At 65.5% G+C, this 17,792-nt stretch carries 18 protein-coding genes; all 18 read left to right on the top strand.

Going from position 1 to position 17,792, the window contains the following annotated elements:
* Positions 1-128 precede the first annotated feature (128 nt).
* Positions 129-1,031 carry a J domain-containing protein gene (locus MTX19_RS33575; RefSeq protein ID WP_280981049.1) on the top strand — a complete coding sequence of 301 codons (903 nt, stop codon included), beginning with the start codon at positions 129-131 and terminating at the stop codon, positions 1,029-1,031.
* Between the two features lie 2 nt (positions 1,032-1,033).
* Positions 1,034-1,309, top strand: coding sequence for a chaperone modulator CbpM (locus MTX19_RS33570; protein WP_280984961.1), 276 nt, complete (start codon positions 1,034-1,036; stop codon positions 1,307-1,309).
* Between the two features lie 55 nt (positions 1,310-1,364).
* Positions 1,365-1,598, top strand: a complete 234-nt coding sequence (locus tag MTX19_RS33565; protein ID WP_280981048.1) for a hypothetical protein — start codon at positions 1,365-1,367, stop codon at positions 1,596-1,598.
* Positions 1,599-1,660: 62 nt separating this feature from the next.
* Positions 1,661-2,071, top strand: coding sequence for a thioesterase family protein (locus MTX19_RS33560; protein WP_280981047.1), 411 nt, complete (start codon positions 1,661-1,663; stop codon positions 2,069-2,071).
* Positions 2,072-2,363: 292 nt separating this feature from the next.
* Positions 2,364-3,029, top strand: a complete 666-nt coding sequence (locus tag MTX19_RS33555; RefSeq protein ID WP_280981046.1) for an HAD family hydrolase — start codon at positions 2,364-2,366, stop codon at positions 3,027-3,029.
* Between the two features lie 6 nt (positions 3,030-3,035).
* Positions 3,036-3,989, top strand: a complete 954-nt coding sequence (locus MTX19_RS33550) for a sugar-binding transcriptional regulator (RefSeq protein ID WP_280985670.1) — start codon at positions 3,036-3,038, stop codon at positions 3,987-3,989.
* Positions 3,990-4,380: 391 nt separating this feature from the next.
* Positions 4,381-5,694 carry a sugar ABC transporter substrate-binding protein gene (locus tag MTX19_RS33545; RefSeq protein ID WP_280973790.1) on the top strand — a complete coding sequence of 438 codons (1,314 nt, stop codon included), beginning with the start codon at positions 4,381-4,383 and terminating at the stop codon, positions 5,692-5,694.
* A gap of 184 nt (positions 5,695-5,878) precedes the next feature.
* Positions 5,879-6,751 carry a sugar ABC transporter permease gene (locus MTX19_RS33540; RefSeq protein ID WP_280981045.1) on the top strand — a complete coding sequence of 291 codons (873 nt, stop codon included), beginning with the start codon at positions 5,879-5,881 and terminating at the stop codon, positions 6,749-6,751.
* 4 nt (positions 6,752-6,755) lie between these two features.
* Positions 6,756-7,586 carry a carbohydrate ABC transporter permease gene (locus tag MTX19_RS33535; RefSeq protein WP_280981044.1) on the top strand — a complete coding sequence of 277 codons (831 nt, stop codon included), beginning with the start codon at positions 6,756-6,758 and terminating at the stop codon, positions 7,584-7,586.
* Positions 7,587-7,602: 16 nt separating this feature from the next.
* Positions 7,603-8,607, top strand: a complete 1,005-nt coding sequence (locus MTX19_RS33530; RefSeq protein WP_280981043.1) for an ABC transporter ATP-binding protein — start codon at positions 7,603-7,605, stop codon at positions 8,605-8,607.
* An 86-nt stretch (positions 8,608-8,693) separates the two neighbouring features.
* Positions 8,694-9,467, top strand: a complete 774-nt coding sequence (locus tag MTX19_RS33525) for an SDR family oxidoreductase (protein WP_280981042.1) — start codon at positions 8,694-8,696, stop codon at positions 9,465-9,467.
* A gap of 111 nt (positions 9,468-9,578) precedes the next feature.
* Entirely contained in the window at positions 9,579-11,234 is a 1,656-nt protein-coding gene (locus MTX19_RS33520) for an FGGY-family carbohydrate kinase (protein WP_280981041.1), read from the top strand.
* A 12-nt stretch (positions 11,235-11,246) separates the two neighbouring features.
* On the top strand, positions 11,247-12,185 hold the full coding sequence (locus MTX19_RS33515; RefSeq protein WP_280981040.1) for a carbohydrate kinase: 939 nt from the start codon (positions 11,247-11,249) through the stop codon (positions 12,183-12,185).
* A 119-nt stretch (positions 12,186-12,304) separates the two neighbouring features.
* Positions 12,305-13,726, top strand: coding sequence for an amidase (locus MTX19_RS33510; protein WP_280985669.1), 1,422 nt, complete (start codon positions 12,305-12,307; stop codon positions 13,724-13,726).
* A 145-nt stretch (positions 13,727-13,871) separates the two neighbouring features.
* Positions 13,872-14,822: an ABC transporter permease gene (locus tag MTX19_RS33505; RefSeq protein ID WP_280981039.1), complete on the top strand. Its 951-nt coding sequence runs from the start codon at positions 13,872-13,874 to the stop codon at positions 14,820-14,822.
* Complete coding sequence (locus tag MTX19_RS33500) at positions 14,819-15,715, top strand: ABC transporter permease (RefSeq protein ID WP_280981038.1); 897 nt, start codon at positions 14,819-14,821, stop codon at positions 15,713-15,715. Before MTX19_RS33505 ends, MTX19_RS33500 begins: the two co-directional genes overlap by 4 nt.
* A 2-nt stretch (positions 15,716-15,717) precedes the next feature.
* A complete protein-coding gene (locus MTX19_RS33495; protein WP_280981037.1) occupies positions 15,718-16,728 on the top strand; it encodes an ABC transporter ATP-binding protein in 1,011 nt (336 codons plus the stop codon).
* 2 nt (positions 16,729-16,730) lie between these two features.
* A complete protein-coding gene (locus MTX19_RS33490; protein ID WP_280984959.1) occupies positions 16,731-17,759 on the top strand; it encodes an oligopeptide/dipeptide ABC transporter ATP-binding protein in 1,029 nt (342 codons plus the stop codon).
* The last annotated feature ends 33 nt before the right edge of the window (positions 17,760-17,792 follow it).

Genomic DNA, 17,792 nt, shown 5'->3' with positions numbered 1-17,792 from the left:
GTACAGCAGCAAGAACGGTGCGCCAGCGATGCGGCCGTCGCACGATGAGTCGGCGCGAGCGGTGTTGCAAATCGTCTCGTTTTGAGCCCTCATGACCTTGGGGGCATTATGTTGTTGCGGAGCAGGTAGTGAGAAATCCGTACGAGATTCTTGGCGTTGCCCCGACGGCGTCTTCGGCCGATATCCAGAAGGCATATCGAAAGCTCGCGAAGAAGCTGCATCCGGATCTCAATCCCGGTGACAAGGCTGCTGAGGACAAATTCAAGGAAGTCGCCGGTGCGTACGATCTGCTCGGCGATGGCGAGAAGCGCAAGCGCTTCGACGCCGGCGAGATCGACGCGAGCGGGGCGGAGCGGCCACAGCATCACTACTATCGTGATTTCGCCGCCTCCGATCAGGGGCATCCTTACGCGGACAGTTCCGGCTACGCGGATTTCATGGATTCGGACGACGCGTTTGCCGAACTCCTGCGACGCAGCCAGGAGGCGCGCGCGAACCGGCGCGGGCGCGACCTGCGCTACAGCCTGCCGATCGATTTCGGGGAGTCGATCACCGGCGCAAGCAAGCGCCTGACCTTGCCCGACGGCGGCACCCTCGACGTGACGATTCCGCCGGAGCTCGTCGATGAGCAGGTGCTCCGGCTGCGTGGCAAGGGAGCTCCCGGCTCCGGCAAGGGCGGGCCCGGAGATGCGCTGATCGAGGTGGAGGTTCGGCCCGATCCGCGCTTCACCCGCAAGGGCGACGACATCTCGCTGGAATTGCCGATCTCGCTCTCTGAGGCGGTACTCGGCGGAAAAATCCGCGTTCCGACGCCGACCGGCGATGTGACCATGACCGTCCCGAAGGGATCCAACACCGGCACCACGATGCGGCTCAGAGGCAAGGGTGCGCCCCGCCATGGCGGCGGTCACGGCGACGAGTTCGTCAAGCTCAAGGTTGTCTTGCCCAAGGGATCCGATCCCGAGCTCGAGGCGTTCGTATCCAAGTGGGATCGAAAGGCATTCAATCCGCGCGAGGAAGGCGCGTCATGATCATGGACAAGCAGCAGTTCCTGACCAACGCGGGTATCGAGGTGCAGACCCTGGAGTTCTGGATCGAGCAGCAGTGGCTCATTCCGGATCGGACTGCACCGGAGATGAGCTTCTCCGACACCGACGTGGCGCGCGCCCACCTGATCCGCGACCTGAAACGCGATCTCGGGGTCAATGACGAGGGCGTTGACGTCATCCTGCATCTCGTCGATCAGCTTCATGGTCTGCGGAGGGCGTTCGAGCAGTTGCACGCCGACATGCAGAAACCGTCGCGCTGATCCGCAAGGAGGTGAGGGGCATCGTCATCGCGCTTTGACCCGGGAGACCACACTCATGGAAAAGCCGACGCCGCTTGCACACGGTCAAATCGACGTTCTTATCCTTCGGGCGTTGGTGAGGCAGCTCGTCATGAAGGGTGTGCTCTCGCCGGACGACGTGCGAGCGATGCTGCTGGACGCTGCAAAGAATCTGGATCTCGTCGGCAGCGAATTGACGCCGGAGGCCGCGCACATCATCGTCCAGGAGGACCTGGCGCCGGCATTTCTTGGCACCGACACGTCAGGCTGATCACGGTCGTCTGCGAACGGCAAGCGCGTCGCGAGGCCGGCACAGGTGACAGGAGGCGAAACATGCGTGCGATTCCGGTGGGAGTGAAGGGAAGCTCGGCGCTCCTCGTCGCGCCCGAGCATCTGGCGAACCGATTCAAGGATGCGATGTTGCCGCCGGTGCTGGCGACCCCGATCATGATCCTGGTGATGGAGAATGCCGCGCTCGACGCCATTCGCAGCTACCTGGAGCCCGGCGAAAGCGCGCTTGGTACCTTGGTGGACATTCGCCACATCGCGGCGACGCCGGTCGGGCAACGCGTCACGGCCGAAGCGGAGGTGATCCGTATCGAAGGCCGGCAGATCGTCTTCGCCGTGACCGCGCGTGACGAAGTCGAGGAGATCGGCCGAGGCACTCACGAGCGGACGGTGATCGATTTGCGCCGCCTATCGCAACGCCTTGATGCCAAGGCTCATCGGAGACCGGCGGGTTGAGTGTCGGAATGGACACTGGAAGGATATCGAATGCCCTTGGAGACATCCGGCGGCGCAGCGCCGGTGCAGGGTGTCGACCACCACATCGAATCGTGACGGACGCCGGGCCATTTCGTGGCATCGCGTGATGATGCGATGATTGCGGGACGTGGGTGCGATCGTGCAAATCCAAATCGACCTATCCGACCGTGCGGCATCGTCCAGAGCCAATCCCGAACCGGGACGGGGCGTGATCGCCGGTCCAAAATTGTGATCTATTGCTCATTGTCTGAGCATATGATCTCATGTCTGGATGGAATTCCGGCTCCCAGAGACCGACCTCGTCATCTTCGACTGCGACGGCGTGCTCGTCGACAGTGAGGACTTGAGCTGTCGCTGCCTGTCGGATGCGCTGACGCAGGCGGGCATCGAGATGAGTACCGAGCAGGCGCTCGAACGCTTCCTCGGTCGCAGCACCGCGGCCGTTCTCGAATACTGCCAGTCCGTTGGACAACCCATCCCGGCCAACTTCCTGGCCGATCTGGCCGGGCAAGTCCGCGAAACCTTTCGAGCCCAGCTCAAGGCGATACCCGGCGTCGCGACCGTGCTGGCGGAGTTGCGGCTGCCGTACTGTGTCGCGTCATCGAGCGACCTTGACCGTGTGAAGTTTTCGTTGGAGTTGACGGGCTTGGCGTCCTATTTCGCGCAACGGCTCTACACCTCCCAGATGGTCGAGCGCGGCAAGCCGGCGCCCGATCTGTTTCTGCATGCGGCAGGCCGGATGGGATTCGATCCGTGCCGCACGCTTGTCATCGAGGACAGCATCAGCGGCGTGCTGGCGGCGAAGGCGGCGGGGATGAAAGTGTGGGGATTTGTCGGCGGCGCCCACTATCGGTTGCGGGACGGCAGTGCTCTGCTGCGGGATGCCGGAGCGGATCGAATCTTCGCTGCGATGACGGATTTCTGGACGGAAGGCTGACACAGGATGGCTGCGCCCGACAACGAAAAGTCCCGCCTCGACGATGCGGCGCGCGCCGGCTGGCTTTATTTCATCGCAGGCCACACCCAGGACGAGATCGCCAAGATGCTGCAGGTGTCGCGCGCATCCGCGCAGCGCCTGGTCTCGCTGTGCCTGGCGGAGCGGCTGATCACGTTTCGTCTCGAACATCCCATTGCCGCCTGCATGGAGCTGGCGTCCAGGCTGAAGGAGCGGTTCGATCTGGTGCATTGCGAGGTCGTTCCGACCGATCCGGCGGCGCCGCTGTCGACCGCCGGGATCGCCGAGCGCAGCGCGAATCTGCTGGAGATGACGCTGCGCTCGGAGACGCCGGTCATCGTGGCGCTGGGCACCGGTCGCGCCGTGCGCGCCGCAGTCGAGCGCGTCTCGCCGATCGAGCGGCCCGATCACCAGATCGTTTCGCTGGTCGGCAACATCTCCGCCGATGGCTCGGCAAGCTTCTATGACACGGTCGGGCGGCTGGCCGACCGCACCGGTGCGCGCCATTACCCGATGCCGTTGCCGTTCCTGATGTCGAGTGAGGACGAACGCAACCGCATGGTCCGCATCGAACCGATCGCAAGGGTGAGGGCGGTCGCCGCCAAGGCCGATCTCCGATTGATCGGCATCGGCCAGATGGACCAGAAGGCTCAGGTGCATGTCGACGGTTTCGTCACGCGCGAGGAGTTGCTGGAGATGATGCGGCTCGGCGCGGCCGGCGAGGTGACGGGCTGGGCCTATGACGCCAAGGGACGGCTCATCAAGGGCGGCACCAACAAACGGCTGACCAGCATTCCGCCGCAGATTCCAGCGGTATCAACCACGATCGCTGCGGCGGTCGGCGCCGCGAAGGTGCCGGCGATCAAGGCCGCGCTTGCGGGCCGCGTGGTCAACGGCCTCATCACGGATGAGGCGACCGCGCGCGCGGTCCTCGATCGTTAGAGCGCGACGAGGTTAGGTCGAGTAGTAGCGGCATCGGAACTGCGTCCCCTCTCCCGCTTGCGGGGGAGGGCTAGGGTGGGGGCTCTCTCCGCAAGTCGCATTGCGGAAAGAGCTCCCACCCGCATCGCATAAGATGCAACGCGACCTAAGAGCGAGCTTCGCTCGTCTCGACCCCGCAAGCGGGAGAGGTGCAGCGAGTCTGCCGCCGGACCGCTTCTAACACCATCGTGCCTTAGGCCTCTTTCGGGTCTGCAATAGTTCCATCCCAGGGTGTCATAACGCCGACAATCGCGCCCGCCGGCGCGTCCGCGCGCTTGACAAAATTGGGAGACGGGTTGAACATACGCTCAACACGTGGGCATATGCTCAACGTGGCATATGGGAGGTCACCTTGAAGAACGTCCTTTGCGCCGTTACGGGCGCGGCTGCCCTTTTGCTCTCTGGCCCCTCGATCGCCCAGACCACGCTGACGGTTGCGACCGTCAACAATGGCGACATGATCCGCATGCAGGGGCTCACCAGCGACTTCACCGCGAAGAATCCGGACATCACCGTCAAGTGGGTGACGCTTGAGGAGAACGTGCTGCGCCAGCGCGTCACCACCGATATCGCCACCAAGGGCGGCCAGTTCGACGTGTTGACCATCGGCACCTATGAGGTGCCGATCTGGGCCAAGAAGAACTGGCTGGTGCCGCTCGACAAGCTCGGCGCCGATTACGACGTCAATGATCTTCTGCCGAAGATCCGCGACGCGGTGTCGGTCGATGGCAAGCTCTATGCCGCGCCGTTCTACGGCGAAAGCTCCATGACGATGTATCGCACCGACCTGTTCCAGAAGGCCGGACTGACCATGCCGGAAAAGCCGACCTGGGACTTCGTGGTCGATGCCGCCAAGAAGCTGACCGACAAGTCCGCCGGCGTCTACGGCATCTGCCTGCGCGGCAAAGCCGGCTGGGGCGAGAACATGGCGTTCCTGACCGCGATGGCTAATTCCTTTGGCGCGCGCTGGTTCGACGAGAAGTGGGAGCCGCAGTTCAACTCGCCGGAATGGAAGAAGACGCTCACGACCTATGTCGACCTGATGAAGCAGGCCGGCCCTCCCGGCGCGAGCTCCAACGGCTTTAACGAGAACCTCGCGCTGTTCAATGCCGGCAAATGCGCGATGTGGATCGACGCCACCGTCGCCGCGTCCTTCGTGACCAACCCGAAGGATTCCAAGGTCGCCGATAAGGTCGGCTTCGCGCTGGCGCCGAACACCGGGCTCGGCAAGAACGCCAACTGGCTGTGGGCCTGGAGTCTCGCGATCCCGGCCGGCTCGAAGAAGGTCGACGCGGCCGAGAAGTTCATCGCCTGGGCGACCAGCAAGGACTACACCAAGCTCGTCGCGTCCAAGGAAGGCTGGGCCAATGTGCCTCCGGGCACGCGGACCTCGCTGTATCAGAACCCGGAGTACCTGAAGGCCGCGCCCTTCGCCAAGATGACGCTGGCCTCGATCGATGCGGCTGATCCGAACAAGCCGACAGTCAAGCCGGTGCCCTATGTCGGCGTGCAATACGCGGCGATCCCTGAGTTCCAGGGTATCGGCACCGCGGTTGGCCAGCAGTTCTCGGCCGCGTTGTCCGGCTCCACCTCGGTCGATGCCGCGCTCGCGGCTGCGCAGTCCTCGACCGAGCGCGAAATGAAGCGAGCGCGCTACATCAAGTAGGCTGCATCCGGACAAGTGTGCAGCTGCTTTCCGGAAGGACGATGCTCAAGCAAGAAGCCAAGGCGCGCGACTGACCAGTGCCTTGGCCTTCAACCCGGCCCAGCTCAACCCTCCCGAGCCAGGCCACTCGCGACCATCCTGTCCCGCAGCGGGGTGGTCGCTCCTTTCCCTAAAGGAGGCGGGGATGGCGACCCAGCAGACCCAGCTGCTCGCGCGTACACTGCTCAGTCCCGCCGTGGCGCTGCTGTTCATCTGGATGATCGTGCCGCTTGCGCTCACGATCTATTTCGCGACGCTGCACTACAATCTGCTCGATCCCGGCTCCGAGGAATTCGTCGGGCTGGACAACTTCCGCTACTTCCTCACCGATCCGGCCTTCCTCGCCTCGTTGCGGAATACGCTGGTGCTGGTCGGATCGGTGCTCGCGATTACGATTTTGCTCGGCGTGCCGCTGGCGCTCCTGCTCGATCAGCAGGTGGTCGGGCTCTCGATCGTCCGCCTGATGGTGATCGCGCCGTTCTTCGTGATGCCGACGGTAAGCGCGCTGGTGTGGAAGAACCTGCTGATGCATCCGGTGTCGGGCCTGTTCGCCTGGATCGCCCAGCTGTTCGGGATGGCTCCGATCGACTGGTTCAACGACGCACCGCTGTTCTCGGTGATCCTGATCATCTCCTGGCAGTGGCTGCCGTTCGCGACCCTGATCCTGCTCACCGCGCTGCAGTCGCTCGACGAGGAGCAGAAGGAGGCGGCGGAGATGGACGGTGCCAGCGCGATCTCGACCTTCATCTACATTACGCTGCCCCACCTGGCGCGTCCGATCACGGTGGTGATCCTGATCGAGACCATCTTCCTGCTCACGGTATTCGCGGAGATTTTCGTCACCACCGGCGGCGGTCCCGGCCTGCAGACCACCAACATCGCCTTCCTGATCTACTCGCAGGCGCTGATCCAGTACGACGTCGGCAGCGCCTCGGCGGGCGGCCTGGTCGCAGTCGTGCTCGCCAATATCGTCGCGTTCTTCCTCGTTCGTATCGTCGGCCGGAATCTGGAGGCGTAACGCCATGGCGCGGATGGTGACGACAAGGCGCAAGGTGATCTCGACGCTGGCAGCCTGGCTGGTCGGCTTCGTGATCTTCTTCCCGATCCTCTGGATGGTGCTGGCGAGCTTCAAGACCGAACTCGAGGCCTTCGCGATTCCGCCGTCGTTCCTGTTCTTCCACTGGACCACCGAGAACTACGTCACGGTGCAGGAGCGCAGTGACTATTTCCATCACGCGCTGAACTCGATCATCATCGCCGGCGGATCGACGCTGATCGCGATGTTTATTGCGATCCCGGCCGCCTGGTCGATGGCGTTCTCGCCGACCAAGCGGACCAAGGACGTCCTGCTCTGGATGCTGTCCACCAAGATGATGCCGCCGGTGGGCGTGCTGGTGCCGATCTATCTGATCTACCGCAATCTCGGCCTGCTCGACACCCGTACCGGGCTGATCTTCATCCTGTGCCTCGGCAACCTGCCGATTGTGATCTGGATGCTATTCACCTATTTCAAGGAGATCCCTAAGGACATCCTCGAGGCGGCGCGGATGGACGGCGCCACGATCGGGCGCGAGCTCATCTACGTGCTGACGCCGATGGCGATACCGGGACTCGCCTCGACCCTGCTGCTCAACCTGATCCTGGCCTGGAACGAGGCGTTCTGGACGCTCAATCTGTCGACGCTGGGAGCCGCGCCGCTCACCGTATTCATCGCGTCCTATTCGAGTCCGGAGGGATTGTTCTGGGCGAAATTGTCGGCGGCGTCGACGCTCGCGATCGCGCCCATTCTCGTGCTCGGCTGGTTCAGTCAGCGGCAGCTCGTCCGCGGCCTGACCTTCGGCGCGGTCAAGTAGCAGAAAGGCTTTCGCCATGGGTCAGATTACGCTGCAGGGTGTGCAAAAATCGTTCGGGCCGGTCCACATCATCAAGGGCGCCGACCTCGATATCGCCGATGGCTCGTTCGTCGTCTTCGTCGGTCCCTCCGGCTGCGGCAAGACCACGCTGCTGCGGTTGATCGCGGGGCTCGAGGACGTCACCGGCGGCGCCATCCTGATCGACGGGCGTAACGTCGTCAACGTGCCGCCGGCCAAGCGCGGGCTGTCGATGGTGTTCCAGTCCTATGCGCTCTATCCGCATATGAGCGTGCGCGGCAACATCGCCTTTGGGCTGAAAATGGCGGGCGCCGCGAAAGATGAGATCAACCGCAAGGTCGAGGCGGCCGCAGCCACGCTCAATCTCACGCCCTATCTCGACCGCAAGCCGCGCGAACTGTCCGGCGGCCAGCGCCAGCGCGTCGCGATCGGGCGGGCCATCGTGCGCGAGCCGAAGGCGTTCCTGTTCGACGAGCCGCTGTCGAACCTCGACGCCGCGCTGCGCGTGCAGATGCGGCTCGAGGTGACGCGGCTGCAGAAGCAGCTCGGCACCACGGCGATCTACGTCACCCACGATCAGGTCGAGGCCATGACCATGGCCGACAAGATCGTCGTGCTGAACGGCGGCAAGATCGAGCAATATGGCTCGCCGCTCGAGCTTTATGAAAAGCCCGCGAACCTGTTCGTCGCGGGCTTCATCGGCTCGCCGAAGATGAATTTCATCACCGGCGAACCCGCGAAACAGCAGGGTGCCGCCACCATCGGCGTCCGGCCCGAGCATCTGAAGGTCGAGCGCAACGGGCAGGGCTGGCAGGGCACGGTGGCTGTCGCCGAGCATCTCGGCAGCGACACCTTCCTCTATGTCGATGCCGGGCCGCTCGGGACGCTGACCGCGCGTTATATCGGCGAGCTGGGCTTGAGCCCCGGCGACCACGTGTCGCTGATCCCCGACCAGGCCCGCATCCATCGTTTCGACGACAGCGGAAAGGCGATCCGCGCGTAAGACGCGGGCGATCTCCATGGTTGGAATGGCTCAGGCCGGGGGCGGTGCGCCTGCGATCCTCAGGCTAACGGCAAGGGAAGAAGAAAATGTACCTCGAGAAATTCAAGCTCGGCGGCAAGACCGCCATCATCACCGGCGGCGGCCAGGGCATCGGGCTTGCCTGCGCCGAGGCGCTGGCGGAAGCCGGCGCCAAGGTCATCATCGGGGACCGTGACGCGAAAGTCGCTAATGACGCCAAGGCAGCGCTGAAGGCGAAGGGCTTTGACGCCGAGATCGCGCTGATGGATGTCACCGATTCGAAGCGCGTCGCCGAGGTCGCCGACGAGCTGGTCGGCAAATATGGAAAGGTCGACATCCTCGTCAACAATGCCGGAATCGCGCGCAGCGAAACGCCGGCCGAGACCGTGACCGACGAGCACTGGCTTAACGTCATCGATGTCAATCTGAACGGCACCTTCTGGTGCTGCCGGGCCTTCGGCAACCACATGCTGAAGGCGAAGTCCGGCACCATCGTCAATGTCGGCTCGATGTCCGGCTTCATCGTCAACAAGCCGCAGGAACAGTGCTTCTACAACGCGTCCAAGGCCGCAGTGCACCATCTGACCAAGTCGCTGGCCGCAGAATGGGCGATGCGCGGCGTCCGCGTCAACGCGGTGGCGCCGACCTATATCGAGACGCCGCTGAACGCCTTCGTGAAGAACAGCCCCAGGATGTACGATGCCTGGATCGGCGGAACCCCGATGGCCCGGATGGGCCAGGTCGACGAAATCGCCTCCGTCGTCCTGTTCCTGGCCTCCGAGGCCGCCAGCCTGATGACCGGCAGCATCGTTTTGGTCGATGGCGGCTACACTTGCTGGTAAGCTCGCGCCGAAGCTGGAGCATGATCCGGGACAGCGGAGAATGGTTCTCCCTCGCGAGAAACGCGGAACGCGTTTGCGCGGAGATCATGCTGAAACAGAGATAGGGCGGCGATGCGGCAAGCCTATATCGGCGTGGACGTCGGGAGCGCGAGCGCCCGGGCGGGGGTGTGCGATGAGGTCGGCAAACTGCTGGGCGTGGCCCGGCATCCGATCCGCGTCTGGCACGAGGCCGGCGACATCGTCGAGCAGTCGTCCGAGGACATCTGGGCGGCCTGCGTCGCCTCCGTCCGCGGCGCGATGCGCGAGGCCGGGGTCGCGGCCGAGCACGTCAAGGGGATCGGCTTTGACGCGACCTGTTCGCTCGTGGTGCTCGATGCGGCCGGACAGCCGCTCACGGTGAGCCCGTCGGGCGATCATGCGCGCAACGTCGTGGTCTGGATGGACCACCGCGCGATGGACGAAACCGCGTTCGTCAACGCGACAGGCGATCGCGTGCTACGCTACGTCGGCGGCGTCATCTCCCCGGAAATGGAGATCCCGAAAATCCTCTGGCTGAAGCGGCGCCTGCCCGTGACCTTCGCCGCCGCGGGACACTTCTTCGATCTCGCCGACTATCTCTCGTTCCGCGCCACCGGATCGCTGGCGCGATCGACCTGCACGGTGACCTGCAAGTGGACCTATGTGGCGGGCGAGGGCGGCTGGAGCGAATCCTTCCTCAAGCGGGTCGGGCTCGAAGCGCTGGCCGCTGACCGTTTCGTGCGGATCGGCAGCGAGATCGTGCCGCCCGGCTCGCCGCTCGGCCGCGGGCTGTCGGAGCATGCCGCCCGTGACCTCGGCCTGCTGCCGGGAACGGCGGTCGGCGCCTCGCTGATCGATGCCCATGCCGGCGGGGTCGGCGCGATCGGCGGCCGCGACGGATCCGGCGCCGATGTCGATGTCTGCAAGCGGCTGGCCTACATCATGGGGACGTCGGCCTGCATCATGGCCACCACCGTCGAGCCCTGTTTCGTGCCGGGCGTCTGGGGGCCGTATTACTCGGGCATGGTGCCGGGCTTCTGGCTGAACGAGGGCGGTCAATCCGCAGCCGGTGCGGCGATCGATCATCTGCTCAAATCGCATCCGGCGCATGCCGATGTTCAAGCCGCAGCGAAGGCTGAAGGCATCGATGTCATCGAGCATCTCGAGAAGCGCATCCTGACCCGGGCCGGCAGTGCGGGCGCCGCGGCGCTGCTGGCGCGCAATGTGCACGTCCTGCCGGAGTTCCTCGGCAACCGCTCGCCCTATGCCGATCCGGGATCGCGCGCCGTGATCGCGGGGCTCGATCTCGACACCGATGTGTCTGCGATGGAACGGCTGTTCGTCGCCGGCCTGTGCGGGCTCGCCTATGGCCTCGCCGACGTCATCGACGCGCTGCAGGCCCATGGCGCCAGTGGCAAGACCATCGTGATCGGCGGTGGCGCGAGCCGCAGCCCGCTGGTCCGCCAGATCATGGCCGATACCACGGGATACACGGTGGCGTTGCCGCAGACGCAGGAGCCGGTGCTGCTGGGCGCTGCGATGCTGGGCGCGGTCGCAAGCGGCGGGCACAACTCGATCAACGCGGCGATGGCCGGCATGTCGGCGCTCGGGCGCCTGAGCGAGCCGACCAAGCCCGAGATGGCCGATTTCCACCAACGCAAGCGCGGCGTGCACAGGATGCTGCGGGAGCTCGATCGCGGAGCGCGCGAGACCATGACGCGGGCGCCCGGCGAAGCGCTTTCGATCTGAGGTCTTTTCACCATGCTGCTCAGTTGCGGAGATGCGCTGATCGATTTCCTGCCGTCGACGACGGCGGATGGACGCGAGGCCCTGACGCCCGCGGTCGGCGGCTCCTGCCTCAACATCGCGATCGGGATGGCGCGGCTCGATGTCCCGACGGGCTTCGTCGGCGGCATCTCCACCGATACGTTCGGCAAGATGATCGCCGACCACGCCGCAAACTCGGCCGTCGACCTTCGCTACGCGACACGCAGCGATCACCAGGCGACGCTGGCGTTTGCGCGCGTGACCGGGACCGAGACCCAATACGCCTTCTATGACGCGGATACGGCGTCGCGAAACTGGGTCTACCGGCGCGGTGCGATTGCGCTCAGCGATGTCGAGTGCGTTCACACCGGTTCGACGACACTCGTCAACGATAAGGGCGCGGCCGAGACGCTGGCCTTCATCGACGATGCACGGGCGAGCGTGACGATCTCGCTCGATCCGAATTGCCGGCCGAACCTGGTCACGGACAAGGATGCCTACCGCGCGCGCATGCTGACGTTCTGCCGCAAGGCCGACATCGTGAAGATGTCCGACGTCGACTTCGCCTATCTCTTCGGCGACGAGCCCTACGCCGACAGGGCGGAGACGCTGCTGTCGGAGGGGGTATCCCTTGTTGTCATCACGCGCGGGAACAACGGCGCCTGCGCCTGGCACCGGCAGGCCGGGCCGATCGAGGTCGAGTCGCCAGTGGTGAAAGTGGTGGATACGATCGGCGCCGGCGACAGTTTCCAGGCCGCAATGCTGGCGGCGCTGCACCGGCTCGGCCGCATCGAGCGGCGGCGCTTAGGCGCCATCACCGCGGCCGAACTCAGGCGGGCGCTGTCCTTCGCCTGCAAATGCGCCGCCTTCACGTGCACCCGTGCGGGGGCCGATCCGCCGCGCAGCCGCGAGTTGCCCGCCGACACCTGGTAGGTCATGCGGGATCGTGGCCGTGTGACGTGAGGCCATGCGCCCGACGCGATGGACTTGAGCCACCGCGCGCGGCACGATGCCGGCCATCGACCATATCCGATGCGAGCGCCTGGCCCCAAATGAGCGACGATCTCTGTTTCCCGCCGGCCGCTGAGCTGCGCGCCCGCATCGGCCGCAAGGAGTTGTCCCCCGTCGAGGTCACCCGCGCGGTGCTTGCGCGCGCCGAGCGTTTGCAGCCCGAATTGAACTGCTTCATCACGCTGTGCGGCGACCAGGCGATGGCGCAGGCAAATGCCGCCGAGCGGCAAATGATGGCCGGCGAACCGCTCGGCCTGCTGCACGGCATTCCGTTCACGGTCAAGGATATCGTCAACACCAAGGGCGTGCGGACGACCTTTGGCGCGGTGCCGTATCAGGACAACGTGCCTGACAACGACGCCGTGGCGGTGGCCCGGCTGCGTACGCAGGGCGGAATATTGATCGGCAAGACCACGACACCGGAGTTCGGCAGCAAGTGCCTGACCGACTCGCCGCTGTTCGGCCGCACGCGCAATGCGTGGAGTGCCGAACGGTCCAGCGGCGGCTCGAGCGGCGGCGCGGCGGTGGCCGTCGCGAGCGGCATCGCGCCGCTGGCGGTTGCGACCGATGGTGGCGGCTCGACCCGGATTCCCGCGGCCTGCAATGGCGTCGTCGGGATCAAGCAGAGCAACGGTGTGATCCCGCACAGCCAGGTGCAGGACGCTTTCGGCAACCAGACCTATGTCACGCCGACCACGCGCACCGTCGCCGACACAGCATTGATGCTGCAGGCGATGGCCGGCGAGGACGCGTCCGATCCCTGGTCGATCGGCGTGCCGGTCCCTGATTATCTCGACATGGCCGCGCCGCGCGGCGATCTCAGGGGCAAGAAAGTCCTGTTCTGTCTGTCGCCGCCGGGGCGGCCGGTGAGCGCGGACGTGGCCGCAATGTTCAAGGCCAGCCTTGGTCGGCTCGCTGATCTCGGGGCGGAGCTCGAGGAGTTTCCCGGCGAAGGTTTTGACATCGAGCCGATCTGGCGCGCCATCAACCACACCGTCTGGCGCACCCGTTTCGAGAAGCTCGCGGCCGATCATCCCAATGATCTGAGCGTGACCTTCCTCAAACAGCTCGCGCTCGCCGCGAAGGTCAGCGGCGTCGACTACCAGCAGGCGATGTTCGACCGCACCGCGCTGTTCCGCCGCGTGCAGTTGCTCTTCGCGCGCGGCGATCTGCTTGCGATGCCGACCCTGACCCGCACCGCGCTGCCGATCGACCAGGACCTGTTCGGCACCATCGATATCGACGGCCGGAGCTTCGACAGCGTGCGGCCGCACTGGTTTCCCTGGACCATGCTGTTCAACATGACCGGGCACCCCGCGATCAGCATCCCGGCCGGCTTCGGCCGCGATGGCCTGCCGATCGGCCTGCATCTGGTCGGCCGCTTCCGGGCCGATGCGGAACTGCTGCGCGTCGCTGCGCTGTTCGAGGCGGCGAGCGACCTGCTCGGCCGCTGGCCGTCCTGACCGATGTGATCTGATACTATGAGGGGCTTGCATTCGCAGGCGAACATGTTGAAACCTGCGGTTCGGTAGCGTTTTCAAGTGAAGTGGATTCCACTCCGCGTGAAGAAAACGCGTCAAAGCGAGAAGTCCATTCAGTCCGGCGCGCATGAGCCTGTTCATCCTACGACGGATCCTGACCCTGGCAGCGACGCTGTTCGCCGCCTCGCTGATAATTTTCCTTGTGCTCGACGCGCTGCCCGGCAATGCCGCCCAGATGCTGATGGGCGCCGATGCCTCGCCCGACGCGGTGCGCGCGCTCGCCGTCAAGCTCGGGCTCGACCAGCCGCTCACCTACCGCTATCTGCTCTGGATCAAGGGCATGGCGGTCGGCGACCTCGGCAATAGCTATGTCTACGGCACGCCGGTCGTCGGCCTGATCGCGGAGCGGCTGGTGCTGACCGTGCCGCTCGCGATCATATCGATGCTGATCACGGTGGTGCTGGCGCTCGCCGCCGGCATCTACACCGCCGCCAATCACAACAAGCTCGGCGACGTCGGCGTGATGTCGCTGACCCAGGTCGGCATCGCGCTGCCGAATTTCTGGTTCGCGATCCTCCTGATCCTCCTGTTCGCGGTGAAGCTGCAATGGTTGTCCGCCGGTGGATTTGCCGGCTGGGACGACGGCATCTGGCCGGGCCTACGCTCGCTGCTGCTGCCGTCGATCTCGCTCGCCGTGGTGCAGGCCGCGATCCTTGCCCGCGTCACGCGCTCGGCCGTGCTGGAGGTGTTGCGCGAGGATTTCGTTCGTACTGCGCGCGCAAAAGGGCTCGGCAAGCGCGAGGTGCTGTGGCGCCATGTGCTGCGCAACGCCATGATCCCGGTCATGACAGTGATGGGCCTGCAATTCGCCAATCTGCTCGCCGGTACCATCGTGATCGAGAACGTGTTCTATCTGCCGGGCCTCGGCCGCCTGATCTTCCAGTCGATCGCCAACCGTGACCTGATCGTGGTGCGCAACTGCGTGATGCTGCTCGCGGCCATGGTCGTCGTCGTCAATTTCGTGGTCGATGTGCTCTATGCCTTCATCGATCCGCGCATCAAGGTCGCCAACCTGTGAGCGCGCCGCTGACCGTTCCAGCCGATGCCCCGGCGATTGCGCTTGGCGCGAAGCCGGCAACCGGGTTCTGGCGACGTGCCCTGCGCCATCGCAGCTTCGTGCTGGGGGCTGCACTCAGCCTGCTTGTGCTGGGAGCTGCACTGTTGTCGCTGGTGTGGACGCCGTGGTCGGCCTACGACATCGACATCGCCTCGAAGCTGCATCCGCCCTCGGCCGCGCACTGGCTCGGCACCGACGTGCTCGGCCGCGACATCGTCTCGCTGCTCCTGGTCGGCGCGCGCTCCACCATCATGGTCGGCGTCATCGCGGTCGGCATCGGCCTCACCTTCGGTGTCTGCCTTGGGCTGATCGCGGCTGCGCGCAAAGGGTGGACCGAGGAGCTCATCATGCGGATGAGCGACTTCACCTTTGCCTTTCCCGCCGTGCTGTCCGCGATCATGCTCGCCGCCGTCGTCGGCCCGGGCATGCTGACCTCGATCACCGCGATCGGCATCTTCCAGATTCCGACCTTCGTCCGCGTCACGCGTGGATCGGCCAATGCGATCTGGGCGCGGGAATTCATCCTGGCCGCGCGCGCCGCCGGCAAGGGCGGCTTCCGCATCACCGTTGAGCATGTGCTGCCGAACATCCTGTCGATCCTGATCGTTCAGGCGACGATCCAGTTCGCGCTCGCGATCCTGGCCGAGGCGGCGCTGTCCTATCTCGGCCTCGGCACCCAGCCGCCGCAGCCGTCCTGGGGACGCATGCTGAACGACGCGCAGACGCTGCTGTTCCAGTCGCCGATGCTCGCGGTCTATCCGGGTGCCGCGATCGCGATCGCGGTGCTCGGCCTCAACCTCCTCGGCGACGGGCTGCGTGACCTGCTCGATCCCCGGCTGGCGCGGGAGCGTTGAGCATGAGCGAGGTAAACGCGCCGCTGATCGAGGTCAAGGATCTCGGCGTCAGGCTGAACACCAGCCGCGGCCCGGCGCAGGCCGTTCGCGGCGTCAGCTTCGCGCTCCGGCGCGGCGAGACGCTGGGACTGGTCGGCGAATCCGGCTGCGGCAAGTCCGTCACCGCGCTGGCCCTGATGGGGCTGTTGCCTGACAGCGCCGTCGTCAGCGGCAGCATCCGGCTCGACGGCGCGGAGCTCGTCGGCCTGTCAGATGCGAGCTACTGCAAGCTGCGCGGCAACCGGATCAGCATGATCTTCCAGGAGCCGATGACCGCGCTCAATCCGATGCACACGATCGGACGGCAGGTCGCCGAGCCGCTGCGGCGACACACGGGAAGCTCAGCGAGCGAAGCGCGAAAAGAGGCCATCGCGTTGCTCGATCGCGTCGGCCTGCCGGATGCTGCCAAGCGCGTAGATGCCTATCCGCACCAGTTCTCCGGCGGACAGCGCCAGCGCGTCACGATTGCGATGGCGCTCGCCTGCCAGCCAGACGTGCTGATCGCCGACGAGCCGACCACCGCCCTCGATGTCACGATCCAGGGACAGATCCTCGATCTGATCGCGGATCTTGTCGAGGAGCGCGGCATGTCGATGATCCTGATCTCGCACGATCTCGGCGTGATCGCCGAGAACGTTCAGCGCATGATGGTGATGTATGGCGGCACCGTCGTCGAAAGCGGCGCCACCGACGCCGTGTTCACGCGGATGGGGCATCCTTACACGCAGGGCCTGTTCCGCGCCCGCCCGCGGCTTGGCGCGCGCAAGGGGACGCGGCTCAAGACCATTGCCGGCACCGTGCCCGAGCTTGCCGATCTGCCCGCGGGCTGCACCTTCGCCGACCGCTGCACGATCGTCGACGCGCGCTGCCGCACGGCACTGCCGGCCGTGGTGGATGTCGGCGCGGGTCATGGCGTGCGCTGCCTGAGGACGGACGTCTCGATGGCCGAGGCCGCCGGAGGTATCCGCGCGTGACCATGCTCGACCAGCCATCGTCCACGCGCGAGATGCCGCTCCTTGAAGTGAAGGACCTCGTGCAGCGCTACACGCTGCCGCGCGAAAGCCTGTTCAAGCCGGCCGCGCAGGTGCGTGCGCTCAACGGCGTCACGGCGCAGGTCACCGCCGGCAAGAGCCTTGGTGTCGTCGGCGAGTCCGGCTCGGGCAAATCGACCTTTGCGCGGCTGGTGATGGCGCTGGAGCCGCCGACGTCGGGGCAGGTGTCGCTGCTTGGCCGCGACCTCAACCAGATGCCGGCCAACGAGCTCCGCCGCGCCCGCCGCGATTTCCAGATGGTGTTCCAGGATCCTTATGGATCGCTCGATCCGCGGCAGACCATTGGGCGCATCGTCGCCGAGCCGCTGACCGCGCTGGGCCGGATGGATCGCGGCAGCTTGCGCGAGCGCGTCGCCACGGTGCTGCGGCAGGTCGGGCTGCGCGACGCCGACATGGACAAGTTTCCGCATGAATTCTCCGGCGGCCAGCGCCAGCGCATCGCGATCGCACGCGCATTGATCACCCAGCCGAAGCTGATCGTCGCCGACGAGCCAGTTTCCGCGCTCGATGTCTCCGTGCAGGCGCAGGTGCTGAACCTGATGCAGGACCTGCAGGACGAGTTCGGGCTGAGCTACATCCTGATCAGCCACGATCTCGCGGTGGTCGACCTGCTCTGCGACGAGATTGCGGTCATGTATCTCGGCCGGATTGTCGAGCAAGGCCGGCCCGAGGATCTGTTCGCGCAGGGCGCCCATCCCTACACCCGCGCGCTGCTCGAGGCGGTGCCGCGCGCCCGCGCCGGCGGGGGCCGCCGGCGCCGCGGCGCGCAGGCGATCGCCTCGCAATCGTCGGAGGCGGTGGGCTGTCCCTATGCGTCCCGCTGTGTCCTGGCCGATCAGCATTGTCGAGAGGCCGCGCCTGCGCTACGCAACGTGGGACAAGCCCATCTGGCCGCATGCCACCACGCCGAGGCGGTGATGGCGCTGCCGCTGGCGGCGGCAGAGGCTGGTTAGCCTTTCGAGCAGGATTGGCCTGGGTTGACACAA

This window comes from Bradyrhizobium sp. ISRA464 (assembly GCF_029910095.1).
In the GTDB taxonomy this organism is placed as follows: domain Bacteria; phylum Pseudomonadota; class Alphaproteobacteria; order Rhizobiales; family Xanthobacteraceae; genus Bradyrhizobium.
This window is presented reverse-complemented; position numbering and strand designations above follow the sequence as displayed.

Excerpts from the sequence above, each read along its gene's own strand:
- MTX19_RS33570 (WP_280984961.1), top strand. The coding sequence starts at position 1,034 with ATGGACAAGCAGCAGTTCCTGACCAACGCGGGTATCGAGGTGCAGACC.
- MTX19_RS33565 (WP_280981048.1), top strand. The coding sequence starts at position 1,365 with ATGGAAAAGCCGACGCCGCTTGCACACGGTCAAATCGACGTTCTTATC.
- MTX19_RS33560 (WP_280981047.1), top strand. The coding sequence starts at position 1,661 with ATGCGTGCGATTCCGGTGGGAGTGAAGGGAAGCTCGGCGCTCCTCGTC.
- MTX19_RS33555 (WP_280981046.1), top strand. The coding sequence starts at position 2,364 with ATGGAATTCCGGCTCCCAGAGACCGACCTCGTCATCTTCGACTGCGAC.
- MTX19_RS33550 (WP_280985670.1), top strand. The coding sequence starts at position 3,036 with ATGGCTGCGCCCGACAACGAAAAGTCCCGCCTCGACGATGCGGCGCGC.
- MTX19_RS33540 (WP_280981045.1), top strand. The coding sequence starts at position 5,879 with ATGGCGACCCAGCAGACCCAGCTGCTCGCGCGTACACTGCTCAGTCCC.
- MTX19_RS33535 (WP_280981044.1), top strand. The coding sequence starts at position 6,756 with ATGGCGCGGATGGTGACGACAAGGCGCAAGGTGATCTCGACGCTGGCA.
- MTX19_RS33530 (WP_280981043.1), top strand. The coding sequence starts at position 7,603 with ATGGGTCAGATTACGCTGCAGGGTGTGCAAAAATCGTTCGGGCCGGTC.
- MTX19_RS33525 (WP_280981042.1), top strand. The coding sequence starts at position 8,694 with ATGTACCTCGAGAAATTCAAGCTCGGCGGCAAGACCGCCATCATCACC.
- MTX19_RS33520 (WP_280981041.1), top strand. The coding sequence starts at position 9,579 with ATGCGGCAAGCCTATATCGGCGTGGACGTCGGGAGCGCGAGCGCCCGG.
- MTX19_RS33515 (WP_280981040.1), top strand. The coding sequence starts at position 11,247 with ATGCTGCTCAGTTGCGGAGATGCGCTGATCGATTTCCTGCCGTCGACG.
- MTX19_RS33510 (WP_280985669.1), top strand. The coding sequence starts at position 12,305 with ATGAGCGACGATCTCTGTTTCCCGCCGGCCGCTGAGCTGCGCGCCCGC.
- MTX19_RS33505 (WP_280981039.1), top strand. The coding sequence starts at position 13,872 with ATGAGCCTGTTCATCCTACGACGGATCCTGACCCTGGCAGCGACGCTG.
- MTX19_RS33495 (WP_280981037.1), top strand. The coding sequence starts at position 15,718 with ATGAGCGAGGTAAACGCGCCGCTGATCGAGGTCAAGGATCTCGGCGTC.
- MTX19_RS33490 (WP_280984959.1), top strand. The coding sequence starts at position 16,731 with ATGCTCGACCAGCCATCGTCCACGCGCGAGATGCCGCTCCTTGAAGTG.